The sequence below is a fragment of the Amycolatopsis sp. NPDC051106 genome, from assembly GCF_040682775.1.
Taxonomy (GTDB): Bacteria; Actinomycetota; Actinomycetes; order Mycobacteriales; family Pseudonocardiaceae; genus Amycolatopsis.
This window is the reverse complement of sequence record NZ_JBFBBQ010000060.1, coordinates 1-14360: the sequence shown is the minus strand read 5'-3', so window position 1 is coordinate 14360 and position 14360 is coordinate 1. Positions and strand designations below refer to the sequence as shown.

Here is a 14360-nt window from a genome sequence, read left to right as displayed (position 1 = left end):
TTTGTCACCTTTCTGGGGATACCGCGCTGGGAGTGGCCGCTCGGTGCCGGCGCCGGAGTGCCGTGCGGGCCGAGGACACGATGTTGGGCAGCAGGACCGACACGATGAGCAGCACGCCGGTCACGATGTTGAGGGCTTCGTTCGAAACATCCTGCAGACGCAGCGCGTTCTGCAGCGACGCCAGCAGGACCACTCCGGCGAGCACGCCCGGGAGCGTGCCCTTGCCGCCGAAGATGGACACGCCGCCGAGCAGCACGGCGGCCACGACGGCCAGTTCGAGGCCGAAGCCGTTGTCGGCGCGGGCGCTGGAATAACGCAGCGTCCACAGCACCCCGGCGATCCCGGCCACCGCGCCGCTCACGACGTAGAGCCAGAACTTGAGCCGCCCGGTGCGGATCCCGGCGAACCGCGCCGCCTGTTCGCCCGCGCCGGCCGCGAAGACGCTGCGGCCGATCGGCGTCGCGTGCAGCACGAGGCCGAACAGCGCCGCCACCACGATCAGCGGGATCAGCACGTTCGGGATCGGGCCGTCGCCGATGGTCCCGGTGACCCAGCCCGTGTAGGCCCGCGGGAAGTCGGCCACGGCGCCGTCACCGAGCACCACGAAGGCCAGGCCGCGGTACAAGGCGAGGGTGCCGATCGTGACGGCGAGGGCGGGCAGTTTCAGGACGGTGACGAAGAAGCCGTTGACCGCACCGAGCACCGCGCCCAGCAGGATGCAGAGCGGGATGATCGTCTCGATCGACAGGCCCGCGTCCCACAGCGAACCCATCACCGCGGACGTCAGCCCGAGCGTGCTCGCCACCGACAGGTCGATCTCGCCGGTGACGATGATGAACGTCATCGGCAGCGCGATCAGCGCGATCGGCAGCAGGTCGAGCAGCAGGAAGGTGAAGTTGCGGCTGGTGCCGAAGTTCTCGACGGCGCCGGAGGCCACCAGCACCACGACGACCGTCACGAGCACGACGGCGGCGTCCCAGCTGAACAGCCGGCCGAACCGGTTCCCGGGGTCAGACATGGGAATCCCTCTCCTGCGTTCCTGAGCGCCTTCGCAGTGTTCTCTCAATCCGGACGGCGACCAGCCGGTCGGCGCCGATCGCCAGCAGGATCAGCGCGCCGACGATCGCCTGCTGCCAGAACTGGTTGATGTCGAGCACGGCCAGGGCGCTGCCGATGACCGTCAGCAGGAGCGCGCCGAGGCCGGCGCCCCAGACCGAGCCGCTGCCGCCGAACACCGCGACCCCGCCGACGACGGCCGCGGCGACGACGTTCAGCTCGTAGCCGGTGCCCGCGGCGGCGTCGACGGTGCCGAACCGCGCGGCGAACAGCACCCCGGCCAGGCCCGCGAGCGCGCCGCTGACCAGGAACGCGGCGCTGGTGTTGCGGCCGACCTTGATGCCCGCGAGCTGGGCCGCCTGCGGGCTCGAGCCCATCGCGTACAGCTCGCGGCCGGCGCGGTAGCTGCGCAGCACGATCCCCGCGATCACCAGCACGACCAGCGCGATCAGCACCAGCCACGGGATCCCCAGCACCGACGCCGTGCCGAAGTCCAGGAAGGACGCCGGCAGCTTGTCGGCGTTGATCTGCTGGCCACCGGCCCAGAAGAAGCTGACCCCGCGGAAGGCGTAGAGCGTGCCGAGGGTGACGACCAGCGCCGGCACCTGCCCGTACCGGACGAGCACCCCGTTGAGCAGCCCGCAGACCGCGCCGACGGCGAGGCCGGCGAGCAGCGCGACGAGCACCGGAAGGCCCGGGTTGTCCCGCATCAGCGAGCCGACGGCGAACGCCGACAGCCCCAGCACGGACCCCACCGACAGGTCGATGTTGCGGGTGATGATCACGACCGCCTGCCCGACGGCCAGCACCGCGAGGATCGCCGTGCCGAGCAGGATGTCGCGGATGCTCTGGCCGGACAGGAACCGGGAGTTCTGCGTCGCGGTGAACACGACCAGGACGATCAGGGCGAGGACGATGCCGGATTCGCGGGCCTTGAAGACGTTCGCGGTCCAGGACCGCCGGTCCACCGGCGATTCCCGCGGCGGCGCGGCCACCTTGGTCGCGTTCACGCGGCGGCCCCCTGTCCCATCGCGGCGAACATGACCGAGTCTTCGGTGGCTTCGGCGCGCGGGATCTCGGCGACGATCCGCCCCTCCCGCATCACCAGCACGCGGTCGGCCATCCCCAGCACCTCCGGCAGTTCGGACGACACCATGACGACGGCGACGCCTTCGGCCGCGAGCGCCGACATCAGCCGGTGCACCTCGGCCTTCGTGCCGACGTCGATGCCGCGGGTCGGTTCGTCCACGATCAGCACCTTCGGTGCCATCGCCAGCCACTTCGCCAGGACGACCTTCTGCTGGTTGCCGCCCGAAAGCGTGCCGACGGGGTCACCGAGGCGGCGGTACTTGGTGCGCAGCCGCTCGGTCCAGCGCCGCGCCTCCTGCCGTTCGCTCGCGCCGCTCAGGAACCCGAAGTTCGCGAGCGCGCCGGAGCGCGGCAGTGTCACGTTGCGTTCGATCGACAGGTCCATGATCAGGCCCTGCTGACGCCGGTCCTCGGGGACCAGCGCCATCCCGGCGTTCATCGCGGCCCGCGACGAGTGCGCCTTGAGCTTCTTCCCGTTCACCCGCACGGTTCCGGCGTCGCGTTCGTCCACTCCGAACACGGCCTGGACGACCTCGGAGCGGCCGGAGCCGACGAGCCCGGCGAACGCGACGATCTCCCCCGCGCGCACGGAGAAGGAGATGTCGCGGAAGACGCCTTCGCGCGCCAGGCCCTCGACCTCGAGGACCACCGCGCCGGGTTCGACGTCCTGCTTGGGGAACAGCGCGTCCAGATCCCGGCCGACCATGCGCTTCACCATCTCGTCGACCTTGACGTCGGCGACGAGGTCGGTGGAGACGTGCTTGCCGTCGCGCATGATCGTCACGCGCTGGCACAGCTCGGTGATCTCCTCGAAGCGGTGCGAGATGAACATGATCGCCGCACCTTCTTCGCGCAGCGTCCGCGCGACCGTGAACAGCCGCTCGACCTCCACGCGGCTCAGCGCGGCGGTCGGCTCGTCCATGACCAGCACGCGGGCGTCCGCGCTGAGCGCCTTGGCGATCTCCACGATCTGCTGGTCCGCGATCGACAGCCCGCGGGCCGGGCGGGCCGGGTCGATCCGGACGCCGAGCCGGGTGAACAGCCGGTCGGCTTCGGCGCGGATCGCGGCCCGGTCGATGCGGCCGAGGCTCTTGCGCGGGTGGCGGCCCATCACGATGTTCTCCGCGACCGAAAGATCCGGGAACAACGTCGGTTCCTGGTAGATCACCGCGATGCCGGCGGCCTTGGCGTCGGCCGGCGAACCGAATTCCACCGGGCGCCCGTCCAGCAGCAGCGTGCCGTCGTCGGGCTTGTGCACCCCGGCGAGCATCTTCACGATCGTGGACTTGCCGGCACCGTTCTCACCGACGAGCGCGTGGGCTTCGCCGGGGTGCAGGCCGAAGCTCACCCCGGCGACCGCCGCGACGGCGCCGAACGACTTCGTCACGCCGCGCACCTCCAGCAGAGGCGGCCGGTCCGAGTCCTGCCGCGTCATCGCGACCTCCGGATTGAAAGGTTTCACAAATCTGGTGCGGTGACGCTACTATGCGAGCGAAGAGCAAGTCAATGAATCCATCGAACCGTGGCCCAACGTCTTCACGGCCGGACTGTTCGTGGCGATGTTACGTTTCAATGAGGGGGTCCCATGACGGTCCAGGAGTCCGGTGCCGAGCCGAGAGCGGCCGGCATGAAGGACGTCGCAGCCGCCGCGGGCGTCTCCCTCGGCACGGTGTCCAACGTGCTCAACCGGCCCGACCGCGTCAGCCCCGCCACGCGCGCCAAGGTCGAGACCGCGATGGCCGAGCTCCGGTTCGTGCGCAACGAATCCGCGCGCCAGCTGCGGGCCGGGCGCAGCCGCGTCCTCGCGTACGTGATGCTCGACGGCAGCAACCCGTTCTTCACCGACGTCGCGGCCGGCATGGAAGACGCCGCCGACGCCGGCGATCTCTCGCTGTTCCTCTGCAACAGCGCCCACCAGTCCGCGCGAGAGGAGGCTTACCTCGGCCGCCTCGAACAGCAGCGGGTGCAGGGCATCCTCATCACGCCGGTCGACCCGGACGCCCCGCTGCTGGGCGAGATCGCGCGCCGCGGGACGCCGGTGGTGGTCGTCGACCGCACGCCCGGCGGAACCGCGCACTGCTCGGTCGCGGTCGACGACGTCTACGGCGGCGAGATCGCCGTGCGGCACCTGATCGAGCAGGGCCACGACCGCATCGCGTTCATCGGCAACCACACGACGGTCGGCCAGGTCCGCGACCGGCGGCTGGGCGCGTTGCGGGCCCTTCGCGCGGCCGGGCTCGGCCCCGATCACCTGGTCGACCTCACGACGACGGCCCTGACCGTGGCCGACGGCCGCGGTGCGGGTGAACGGCTGGCCGGGCTGCCGGCGTCGGTCCGGCCGACCGCGGCGTTCTGCGCCAACGACCTGGTGGCGCTCGGCCTGCTGCAGACGTGCGCGAACCTGCGCATGAACGTCCCCCGGGACATGGCGATCGTGGGCTACGACGACATCGAGTTCGCGGCGGCGGCCGCGGTCCCGCTGACGTCGGTCCGCCAGCCCCGGCGGCGCCTGGGCCGCACGGCGGCGGAGCTGCTGCTGGCCGAGTCCGAGCCGGGCCACGAGCACCGGCAGGTCGTCTTCACCCCCGAGCTGGTGGTCCGGGCTTCGACTCTGCGCTGAGAGCCAACCCTTCGCTCGCTTGTGACGTCTTAGCCGTCGGGAGCGATTCCCCGGGGTGGGACACCGAGCACGGAGGTCGTCGATGGCCGAGGAGAAGCCGCGCGTGTCGCGGCGCGGGTTCCTCGCCGCGAGCGGGGCCGCGCTGCTCGGGGTGGCCGCCGTCGGCACCGTCGCCGGGTCGGCCGGGCTCGGCGAGCCGGATCCGGATGCCGTGCGGCTGGGCGATTTCTGGTTGTTCGGGCGCTACGAGGATGGGTGCGCGGACCTCGGTTTCGACGAGGTCGACCTCTCGCCGGTGCAGCTCCCCCACTGCGTGACGCCGCTTTCGTGGACCGGCTGGCCGCCGTCGTCGTGGCAGGACCGGTGGATCTACCGCAAGCACTTCACCGTGACCGCGGCGATGACGGCCGAACGCGTGCGAGCCCGCTTCGACGGTGTCATGACGAACGCGTCGGTGTACCTGAACGGCGCGCTCGTCGCGACCCACGAAGGCGGCTACCTGCCCTTCGAGGTCGAGCTGCCGCAGGTGACGGTGGGCGACAACGTGCTCGCCGTGGTCGTCGACGGGCGCTGGCAGCTCGACGTCCCGCCCAACCTGCCGAGCACGGCGGGTCCTTCGGCGATCGACTTCTACCAGCCGGCCGGGATCTACCGGCCGGCCTCGATCGGCACCGTGCCACGCACCCGGCTCGCCGACGTCTTCGCCCGCCCGGTCGACGTCCTCGGTCCCGCTCGGTCGCTGCACCTGACCTGCGAACTGGACACGACGGTCGCAATCGGGGAGCCGCTGCAGGTGACCGCGTCCGTGCGGCAAGCCGGCCGGGAGATCGCGCGCGGCAGCACCGGTGTCGCGCCGATGCCGGTCGGCACGAAGACCGTCGAGTTCGACGTCGGCGGGCTGGGCGCGGTCCGGCTGTGGGACGTCGAGGACCCGGCGCTCTGCGACGTCGTGGTGAGCGTCCGGTCCGGGCCGCGGGCACTCGACCAGCAGGTCGTCCGGGTCGGGTTCCGCGAGGCCGCGTTCACGCCGGACGGCTTCTTCCTCAACGGCCGGCGGCTCAAGCTGTTCGGCCTCAACCGGCACCAGTGGTACCCGTTCGCGGGCGGGGCGATGCCGGACCGCGTGCAGCGTCGCGACGCCGAGATCCTGCGGCGCGAGCTCAACTGCACGATGGTCCGCTGCTCGCACTACCCGCAGTCGAGCGCGTTCCTCGACGCGTGCGACGAGCTGGGCCTGCTGGTGTGGGAGGAGATCCCCGGCTGGGGCCGGATCGGGGACGCCGCCTGGCAGCAGCAGAACTTCCGGGACGTCTCGGGCATGATCATCCGCGACCGCAACCACCCCAGCATCGTCGTGTGGGGCACCCGCGTGAACGAGGCCAACGGCACGACGGCGATGTACGGCCGGACCGGGCGGCTCGCGCGGAAGCTCGACCCGTCCCGGCCCACGAGCGGCGCGCTGGCCAGCTCCACGGGCGCGCGGTTCGCCGGCAGCGACGTCGAGGTCCTGGCCTACAACGACTACACCGCCCGCCGAGGCGCGCCCTTTCAGCTGCGCCCGCCGCGCGCGGGAGTCCCGTACCTGGTCACGGAGACGATCGGCACCCTCGCCGGCCCCCGCACCTACCGCCGGACGGACCCCGCCGCGGCCCAGCAGCTGCAAGCCGAGCTGCACGCGAAGGCCCACGACCTGGCCGCCGCCGACGACCGCTACTGCGGGCTGCTCGCGTGGTGCGCGTTCGACTACCCGTCGGGCTGGCAGCGCTCGCTGGGCGGGTCGAAGTTCTGCGGCGTCTCGGACTTCTTCCGGATCCCCAAGCCCGCGGCCGCGTTCTACGCCTCGCAGGGCGATCCCCGGGCGCGCGCGGTCGTCGAGCCCGGGTTCGCCTGGGACTTCACCGCGTCGCCGGCCGGACCCGGGCGGGCCGCGACGATCTGGTCCAACTGCGACCGGCTCGAGCTGTTCCTGGACGACCGGCCGGTGGGTTCGGCGCGCAGCCGTCGCGCGGAGTTCCCGCACCTCCGGTATCCACCGTTCGCCGCCGACCTGACGGTGCCGCGCGGGCGGCGTCCCCAGCTGCGCATCGACGGTTATGTGGGTGACCGCCTGGTGGTGTCCCGGCGGTTCAGCGGCGATCGGAGCCACGACGTGCTGGCGTGCGTCCCGGACGACCCGCAGCTGCGCGCCGACGGCGGCGACGCGACTCGCGTGGTGGTGTCCGCTTCGGACCGCTTCGGGACCTTGCGCGCGGGCGCGACCGGGAAGGTGTCGCTGGCGCTGACCGGCCCTGCGGAGCTGGTCGGTGAGACGACGATGGATCTGGGCGCGACGGGTGGCGCGGCGGCGGTGTGGCTGCGGCCGTTCGCGGGACCGCCGGGGGTGCTGACGCTGACCGCCCGCCACGACACGCTGGGGACGGCAACCGCGACGGTGACGACGACCGCGAGTGGCTCGGAAGGCGGGTCCCGGTCGTGACTGGGCAGCTGGAGCAGAACTTCGCCGGCAGCCATCGCGGCCGGTGTCACCCCTCGCCGGCGAGGATCTCGGCCAGCACCGCCGCCTGGCTGATCGGGGGCGAGCCGCTCGCCGTCAGCAGCGTCAGCGGCCCACCCGCCGCCAGCGCGCGCAGCCGCTCCAAGGCCGCCGCCCGATCGGGTTCGCGCAGCTCCGCGCGGTACCGCTCGGCGAACTCCGCGAACCGCCCGGGATCGTGGCCGTACCAGGTGCGCAGCTCGTCGGACGGCGCCAGCCCGCGGTACCAGCCGTCCAGGACCACCGCCGTGCGGGCGGTCCCGCGCGGCCACAGGCGTTCGACGAGCACGCGGACGCCGTCGGCGGGCCCGGCCGGGTCGGCCAGCCGCGCCACCCGGACGACCGTCGGCTGCATGCGCGCATTCTGCGGCGCGCCCGCGTGCCCCGCCACTCCGGAAAGCGAGGACTCCGGTGCGCAACCGCGTGACGCCGGCCGGTGACATCGCCGACATCCCGCTGCGCGGCGCGTGGACCGGCAACCGGGGCGTGCTGCACCGGGGCCACGAGATCGTCCGCTTCCACGGCGGCGACCTGTGGATCACCTGCGCGCTCACGTTCGGCGGCAGGTGGCGCGAGCAGTGGCTGCCGAACCGCTACACGCACCTGTACTTCCACGACGAAGCCGTCTCGTTCGCCGCCGGGCACCGGCCCTGCGCCGAGTGCCGCCGCCCCGCGTACACCGCCTACCGCGACGCCTGGCCCGGCACGCCCTCGGCCACGGAGATGAACCGGCGGCTGCACTCGGAACGCCTGCTCCGCGGCACCCACGCCCGCCGGCTCCACGAACTGAGCTGGGCAGATCTCCCGGACGGCGTCTTCGTACTCCGCGGCAACCACCCGGAACTCGTCGTCGACGGGCACCTGACCACGTGGACGACCGGCGGCTACGGCCGGAAGCAGCAGCTGCCCAAGGCAGGAACCGTCCCGGTCCTGACCCCACCGGCCACGATCGCCGTCCTGCGCGCCGGCTACCCCGTGCAGATCGACGACAGCGCCCGCTGATCCCGGCTTGAAGCTTGCGAGTTTCCCCGACCCGGCCGAGACTGCCGGGATGCCGCCCACTCGAGACACGAGCGGCGCACATCCTCGGGTAACCGCCCGGCTGACCGCGACGGTGCGATGGTGCCCAGCCCAGGCCGGCTCCCGCCGCTCGCCTTCGTGGACTGGCCCGAGTCGTCCGAAGTCGACGAGCAAGACGAACGCCACAGGCCGCACCGCCGCGCCCTCGCCGATTGGCTGGAGCGCGCCTGAAGCTTGCGAGTTTCCCCGACCCGGCCGAGACTGCCGGGATGGATCAGGACCTCGTCGACCGCGCCCGGCAGCACTCGCTCGGTGATCTGCTTCGCCGGACCGCTCTGCGGCTGCCGGACAAGCTCGCGATCGTCGACGGGGATGTCAAGCTCACCTTCGCCGAGTTCGAGGCCGCCGCCAACCGCTGTGCCCGCGCGCTCGCCGCGCGGGGGCTCCGCAAAGGTGACCGGCTCGCCCTGCTGAGCCACAACTGCTGGCAGTACGGCGCCCTCGCCTTCGCCACCGCCAAGCTCGGTGTCCTCCTCGTGCCGGTCAACTTCATGCTCGGTGCCGACGAGATCGCCTACATCCTCCGCCACGCCGAAGTCAAAGCGTTCGTCGCCGAGGACGCCCTCGAGACGACCGCGGCCAAAGCCCTCGAACTGGCCGAGCGAGGAGACGTGGTCAAAGGCCGCATCCCGAAAAGCAGCGGCGGCGACTCGGAGGACATCGGCCCCTGGCTGTCCGAAGGGGACAGCACCGCACCCGACGTCCTCGTCGCCGATGACGACCCGCTGCGGATCATGTACACCTCCGGCACCGAGTCGCGCCCCAAGGGGGTGCTGCTGTCGAGCCGGTCGCTCATCGCGCAGTACGTCTCGTGCGTCATCGACGGGGGCATGAGCGCCGACGACGTCGAGGTGCACTCCCTGCCGCTGTACCACTGCGCGCAGCTGGACTGCTTCTTCTCCGTCGACGTCTACCTCGGCGCGACCAGCGTGATCCTGCCCGGCCCGGACCCCGCCGCGCTGCTCGCCGCCGTCGAGCGGGAACGCGCGACGAAACTGTTCGCCCCGCCCACCGTCTGGATCTCCTTGCTGCGCCACGAAAACTTCGACCGGACCGACCTGTCCAGCCTGCGGAAGGGGTACTACGGCGCGTCGGCGATGCCGGTCGAGGTGCTGCGCGAGCTGCGCCGGCGCCTGCCCGAAGTCGAGCTGTGGAACTTCTACGGCCAGACCGAGATGGCGCCGCTGGCCACGATCCTGCGCCCGCACGAACAGCTCGACCGCGCCGGCTCGGCCGGGCGGCCTTCGCTCAACGTCGAAACGCGGATCGTCGACGACGAGGACAACCCCGTGGCGCCGGGCGAGATCGGCGAGATCGTGCACCGGAGCCCGCACGCCACCCTCGGCTACTACCGCGACGAAGCCAAGACCGCCGAAGCGTTCCGCGCCGGCTGGTTCCACTCCGGCGATCTCGGTGTCGTCGACGAAGACGGCTACCTGTCCGTCGTGGACCGCAAGAAGGACATGATCAAGACCGGCGGCGAGAACGTCGCGAGCCGCGAAGTCGAAGAAGCGCTGTACCTGCTCGACGGTGTTGCCGAAGTCGCCGTGTTCGGGATCGGTCATCCACACTGGATCGAAGCGGTGACCGCGGTCGTCGTGCCGCGCGACGGCGCCGTTCTCGACGCTGCGCAAGTGATCGACCACGCAAAGGTACACCTCGCCGGTTACAAATGCCCCAAGTACGTCGTGTTCACGGACCGGCTTCCCAAGAATCCGAGCGGAAAGATCGTCAAGCGCGAATTGCGGGAGCGGCACAAAGGACTCGCGACCGAGGGCTGACCACCGAAAACTCCTTGCGTGACACGGAAGACGGCGGATACCGTCGGGGCGGCGCCGCCGCCTTCCGAGGAACGCGGGACATGCGTCCCACCAGGGCCGACCGGCCCGGAAACGAATCGGCCAAAAGCCATGGCGCGCGACGTCCGTCGGGTCTAGTAATGAGGCCGTTCCTCGTTCCCGAACCCCGAAAGGATCTCCCGTGTCCGTTTTCCTCGCCGTTCTGCTCGCCCTGGCCGCGGGGCTGCTGGTCGGCAGCCGCGTCCACAGCGCCCGCGAGGCACGCTCGAACTACTCCGCCTACCGGGCCCGCACGGCCAAGGGGTTCGGGGAGATGATCCGGTCCGCGGTGTCGGCTCTGGTCGCGGTGGTCGGCGCCCTCGTGCTGCTCTTCATCCTGCTGAACGTGCTCCAGCAGGCCTGACGCGGAACCCGACTCATGGCGGGTTGTTGCCGCCCCGGCGGCGGCGCACGCTTTCTCCTGGCCCCGACGGACGGGGCCGGGAAAGGACTCCCCCCATGAGATCGAGGGTGCTTTCTGCTGCGCTCAGTGCCGCTGTCGGCCTGCTGGGCACAGTCGTCGTCGCCGCGCCGGCCGAAGCCGCCGCGGTCTGCGGTGACCAGGTCGTCGGCAACGGCGGGTTCGAGAGCGGTACCGCGCCGTGGACCCAGACCAGTGGCGTGATCTCCGCCGCCACCACGGCGGAGCCCGCGCACGGCGGGACGATGGACGCCTGGCTGGACGGCTACGGCAGCACGCACACCGACACCCTCTCCCAGGTGCTGACGCTCCCCGCCGGGTGCGCTTCGGCGTCGCTGTCGTGGTGGGCGCACGTCGACACCAAGGAGACGACCACCGGCACCGCCTACGACAAGCTGGTGGTGCAGGCGGGTTCCGACACCCTCGCGAGCTACTCGAACCTCGACAAGAACACCGGGTACGTCCAGCGCACCGTCGACGTGTCGCGCTACCTGGGGCAGACCGTCACGCTCAAGATCACCGGCACCGAGGACTCGAGCCTCGCGACCAACTTCCTCCTCGACGACTTTTCGCTGACCACGACCGGGACGAGCAACCCGCAGTCACCGGTCGTCACCTCGCCGGGCGCCCAGTCGAGCGCCGCCGGCCAGGCCGTGTCGCTGCAGGTCCAGGCCACCGACCCGCAGAGCGACGCGCTGACCTGGACCGCGACCGGCCTGCCCGCCGGGCTGGCGATCGGCGCGAGCTCCGGCCGGATCACCGGCACGCCGACCACCGCCGGGACGTCCTCGGTGACCGTCACGGCCAAGGACCCGGCCGGCAACAGCGGCAGCGCCACCTTCGCCTGGACGATCACGGCCGCGCCCGCGGACTCCACGCGCACGCCGATCAGCCCCGCCTACACGGTCAACCTGACTTCGAACGCGGCCGGCACGACGTGGACCGGGCACCAAAGCGTCAGCTTCACCAACGGCTCGGCGACCGCGCTGCCCGAGGTCTACCTGCGGCTTTGGGACAACTACCACGGCAGCTGCCCGACGACGCCGATCACGGTCACGAACGTCACCGGCGGCACGGCGTCCGCGCTGAGCGTGAACTGCACGGCCATGAAGGTCACGCTGCCGAGCCCGCTGGCCCAGGGCCAGTCCGCGACCGTCGGCTTCGACCTGAGCATCGTCGTGCCCAGCGGCGCGGACCGGTTCGGCCACGACGGCGCGTACAACATGATCGGCAACGCGCTGCCGGTGCTGGCCGTCCGAGACGGCGCGGGCTGGCACCTCGACCCGTACACCAACAACGGCGAGTCCTTCTACACGGTGATCGGCGACTTCGACGTCACCCTCGTGCACCCGACGTCGCTGCTGACACCGGCCACCGGCTCGTCGACCGAGACGACCAGCGGCACCACGACCACCACGCACGCCGTCGCGAACAAGGTGCGGGACTTCGCGTGGGCCGCCGGGCCGTTCGCGAAGATCACCACGACGTCCGGCAAGGGCGTGCGGGTCAACGTCTACTCGGTCAGCGGGATCTCCACGAGCAGCGCGAACCAGATGCTGACGCTGGCCGCCGACTCGATCGACGTCCACTCGGGCCGCTTCGGCGACTACCCGTACGGCGAGGTGGACGTGGTGCTGGACAACAACTTCTGGTTCGGCGGCATGGAGTACCCGGGCTTCGTGCTCGACCTCGTGTCCACGACGGCACTCCCCCACGAGCTGGCGCACCAGTGGTTCTACGGGATCGTCGGCGACGACGAGTACAACTCCCCGTGGCTGGACGAGAGCTTCACCGACTACGCCACCGACCTCTACCGCGGAGTCACCGGCAGCGGCTGCGGCATCACGTGGCAGTCGAGCGCGGAGAAGCTGACCAACTCGATGGCCTACTGGGACGCGCATTCGTCCCGGTACTCGACGGTGGTCTACAACTACGGCAAGTGCACGCTGCACGACCTGCGGCGGACCATCGGCGACACGGCGATGGCGAACCTGCTGAAGTCGTACGCCCAGTCGCACTGGTACGGCGTGTCCACGACGGCCGAGTTCAAGGCCGCGGCGCAGGCGGCGGCCGGGTCGACCGACCTGACGTCGTTCTGGGCGTCGCATCGTGTCGAGGGCTGACACTGGGGGCTGATAATCGGGTTTCGTTCCCCGTCCGTGTCCGCCACTGTGGGGGCATGGACGGGGAACGGCTTTTCTGCGGCACCGCGCTGGCCGAGCGGATCGAACGCGCCGAAGCGCGGCTGATCGCCGAAAGCAGCGACGCCGCGCGCGTGCGGCGCGGGGACACCATCGGGTTCGCGCGGCCGCTCGCCGGCGGCGTCGCGAGCTTCGCCGAGGCGGACTCGCCGTTCAACAAGATCGCCGGGCTGGGCTTCTCCGCGGTGCCGGACGCGGCGGCTCTCGACGAGGTCGAAGCCGCGTTCGCCGAGCTGGGCGCGCCGGCGCAGGTCGAGCTGTGCCAGCTCGCCGACCCCGCGCTGGGCGCGTTCCTGACCGGGCGCGGATACCGCCTGGAGTCGTTCGAGAACGTCCTCGGCCGCCGGGTCACGGAGGCCGACGTCCCGGAGGACGTCCGGCTCATCCGCGACGACGAACTGGACCGGTGGCTGTCCGAGGTCGCCGACGCGTTCGCCGTCGCCGACACCGAAGGCCTGCCGTCCCACGAAGACTTCCCCCGGCAGACCGTCATCGACGCGATGGCGGACATGGCCGGGGTGACGCGGTACGCCGCATGGCGCGGTGGCGAGTTCGCGGGCGGCGCGAGTTTCCGCGTCACCGACGGGATCGCGCAGTTCACCGGCGCGGCGACCGTGCCCGCCCACCGTCGCCAGGGTGTGCAGACCGCGCTGCTGCGGGCGCGGCTCGCGGCGGCCGCAGCAGCCGGGTGCGACGTCGCCGTCGTCACCACGCAGCCGGGTTCGAAGTCGCACCAGAACGCGCAGCGGCAGGGGTTCGACCTGCTCTACGCCCGGGCGATCCTGGTGAAGGGGACCTCCGCGACGAGCTCCTCCGGCGCCGACAGCCGCCAGGCCTCGTAGAGGAGCTCGGCCAGCTCGTCGGCGTCGATGCCGTCGAGGTACACCACGACCCAGCCGAAGCCGCCGGCGGTGAACTGGACCTCGAAGACGTCCGGCCGTTCGGACACCAGGGCGAGCTGTTCGGAGATCGTCTGCTTCAGGCCGACGGTCCGCGTCCGCGGCCAGAAGTAGCCGAACCGCTTGCCCCGCACGCCGAACGACGAATAGTCGCGCGCCTCGGACCGCTCGACCTCCGCCAGTTCGCCGAGCACCCGTTCGAATTCCTCGACCCGCACCGTCACCGCCGCTCCCCTGTGTCTGCGACAGCCACCGTAGCGCGCCGGTACCGTGCGGGACATGACCGAGCCCGTGGCCCGGCTCACCGGGCACAGCGTCACCGAGTCCCGCCCGATGGCCGGCGACCTCCGCGAAGCCGTCCTCGACGACGGCCGCGTCGTCATGCTCAAGCGCGGGCACGCTCCAGGGGCGACCACGGCCGAGGCGGCGGGCCTGCGCTGGCTGGCCTCGGCGGCGGCGGTCCCGGTGCCGTCGGTGGCCGGCCACGACGAGAACTGGCTGGTCATCGACCGCATCCCGGAGGGGCGTTCGTCGGCCGCGGCGGCCGAACGGCAACCGTCCGCTGCATCCGCTCGTCGAGGTCCTCGAGCCGCTCCGGCGGCTTCTTCAGCTCCTCGATGCGC

Annotated in this window: 12 protein-coding genes and 1 pseudogene; 8 read left to right on the top strand and 5 right to left on the bottom strand. The window is 71.5% G+C overall.

Annotation, left to right across the window (positions count from 1 at the left end):
• Positions 1-4 precede the first annotated feature (4 nt).
• Genes AB0M83_RS33880 through AB0M83_RS33870 form a run of 3 tightly spaced genes read right to left on the bottom strand, consistent with a single transcriptional unit; the run spans position 5 to position 3580 of the window.
• Positions 5-1018 carry an ABC transporter permease gene (locus AB0M83_RS33880; protein ID WP_364523275.1) on the bottom strand — a complete coding sequence of 338 codons (1014 nt, stop codon included), beginning with the start codon at positions 1016-1018 and terminating at the stop codon, positions 5-7.
• Entirely contained in the window at positions 1011-2066 is a 1056-nt protein-coding gene (locus AB0M83_RS33875) for an ABC transporter permease (RefSeq protein WP_364523273.1), read from the bottom strand. Before AB0M83_RS33875 ends, AB0M83_RS33880 begins: the two co-directional genes overlap by 8 nt.
• The gene (locus AB0M83_RS33870; RefSeq protein ID WP_364523271.1) at positions 2063-3580 is read right to left on the bottom strand and encodes a sugar ABC transporter ATP-binding protein; all 1518 of its coding nucleotides are present in this window, start codon (positions 3578-3580) and stop codon (positions 2063-2065) included. The genes AB0M83_RS33875 and AB0M83_RS33870 overlap by 4 nt, the downstream gene beginning before the upstream one ends.
• A 150-nt stretch (positions 3581-3730) precedes the next feature.
• Between AB0M83_RS33870 and AB0M83_RS33865 the strand changes: the two genes are divergently transcribed.
• Entirely contained in the window at positions 3731-4765 is a 1035-nt protein-coding gene (locus tag AB0M83_RS33865) for a LacI family DNA-binding transcriptional regulator (protein WP_364523269.1), read from the top strand.
• Positions 4766-4847: 82 nt separating this feature from the next.
• Positions 4848-7241: a glycoside hydrolase family 2 TIM barrel-domain containing protein gene (locus AB0M83_RS33860; protein WP_364523267.1), complete on the top strand. Its 2394-nt coding sequence runs from the start codon at positions 4848-4850 to the stop codon at positions 7239-7241.
• A 46-nt stretch (positions 7242-7287) separates the two neighbouring features.
• Here the strand turns inward: AB0M83_RS33860 and AB0M83_RS33855 are convergent, their stop codons facing one another.
• Positions 7288-7653: a DUF488 family protein gene (locus tag AB0M83_RS33855; RefSeq protein ID WP_364523265.1), complete on the bottom strand. Its 366-nt coding sequence runs from the start codon at positions 7651-7653 to the stop codon at positions 7288-7290.
• Positions 7654-7709: 56 nt separating this feature from the next.
• Between AB0M83_RS33855 and AB0M83_RS33850 the strand changes: the two genes are divergently transcribed.
• From AB0M83_RS33850 to AB0M83_RS33830, 5 genes are all read left to right on the top strand, one after another.
• Positions 7710-8300 (top strand): hypothetical protein, encoded by a 591-nt coding sequence (locus AB0M83_RS33850; protein ID WP_364523263.1) that lies wholly within the window; start codon positions 7710-7712, stop codon positions 8298-8300.
• Between the two features lie 287 nt (positions 8301-8587).
• The gene (locus AB0M83_RS33845; RefSeq protein WP_364523261.1) at positions 8588-10159 is read left to right on the top strand and encodes an acyl-CoA synthetase; all 1572 of its coding nucleotides are present in this window, start codon (positions 8588-8590) and stop codon (positions 10157-10159) included.
• A gap of 199 nt (positions 10160-10358) precedes the next feature.
• Entirely contained in the window at positions 10359-10580 is a 222-nt protein-coding gene (locus tag AB0M83_RS33840) for a hypothetical protein (RefSeq protein WP_285478150.1), read from the top strand.
• 107 nt (positions 10581-10687) lie between these two features.
• Positions 10688-12760, top strand: coding sequence for a putative Ig domain-containing protein (locus AB0M83_RS33835; protein WP_364523347.1), 2073 nt, complete (start codon positions 10688-10690; stop codon positions 12758-12760).
• 56 nt (positions 12761-12816) lie between these two features.
• Positions 12817-13680: a GNAT family N-acetyltransferase gene (locus AB0M83_RS33830; RefSeq protein ID WP_364523258.1), complete on the top strand. Its 864-nt coding sequence runs from the start codon at positions 12817-12819 to the stop codon at positions 13678-13680.
• Here the strand turns inward: AB0M83_RS33830 and AB0M83_RS33825 are convergent.
• A complete protein-coding gene (locus AB0M83_RS33825) occupies positions 13605-13961 on the bottom strand; it encodes an MmcQ/YjbR family DNA-binding protein (protein ID WP_364523345.1) in 357 nt (118 codons plus the stop codon). The two genes, AB0M83_RS33830 and AB0M83_RS33825, sit on opposite strands and share 76 nt — an antisense overlap.
• Before the next feature lie 55 nt (positions 13962-14016).
• On the opposite strand from AB0M83_RS33825, the pseudogene AB0M83_RS33820 reads away from it, so the two are divergent.
• A pseudogene (locus AB0M83_RS33820) lies at positions 14017-14360 on the top strand (fructosamine kinase); the annotation flags it as partial.